General features: G+C 64.8%; 2 protein-coding genes. Both read left to right on the top strand.

Translation table 11 applies throughout. The features are described 5' to 3' along the window. A partial coding sequence (locus tag A4A58_RS22405) for a sarcosine oxidase subunit gamma family protein (protein WP_283804904.1) occupies nucleotides 1–203 on the top strand: 203 nt, incomplete at its 5' end. Between the two features lie 84 nt (nucleotides 204–287). Further along, the coding region (locus tag A4A58_RS22410) for a hypothetical protein (protein ID WP_068736335.1) at nucleotides 288–542 on the top strand (255 nt) is incomplete at its 3' end.

Genomic DNA, 542 nt, shown 5'->3' on the forward strand with positions numbered 1-542 from the left:
CAGCGGCGATCAACGCCGGCTGCCCGCAGGACCTGTCGCTGAAGGCCTTTCCGGTCGGCGCCTGCTCGCGGACCGTTTTCGGCAAGGTGGAAATCGTGCTTCTGCGAACCGGTGGCGATGCCTTCCGGATGGAGGTCTGGCGGTCGTTTTCGGACTATGCCTTCGGCCTTCTGGCGGAAGGCGCACAGGACGCGGCCGTCTAAGACAATAGCCTCACTTGACTTGCTCTGACAGAACCTCACTCTCCTCATGAGCATGGGGAGGATGGCATGGGACAATTCACACTGATGGCAATTGCCGTCGTTGCGGCGGTGATCGGCGGGGCGATTGCCGCAAAACTTGCCGGAATCGAGATCTGGAAAGGTGCGCTGATCGGCGCCTGCGCGTCGGTTGCGGGGGCGATCGCCTTCTTCGTACCGGGGATCGACCGGAGCCTCTCTATCCCGATAGCGGGATTGATCGGGGCCGGCATTTCCGGCGCGGCCGTCGGCCTGACGCCGACCGGCACCGCCCACCTCGCGATCGGCGCGGCACTGCTGCCG

Source organism: Tardiphaga robiniae, assembly GCF_001618955.1.
GTDB classification, from domain to species: domain Bacteria; phylum Pseudomonadota; class Alphaproteobacteria; order Rhizobiales; family Xanthobacteraceae; genus Tardiphaga; species Tardiphaga robiniae_A.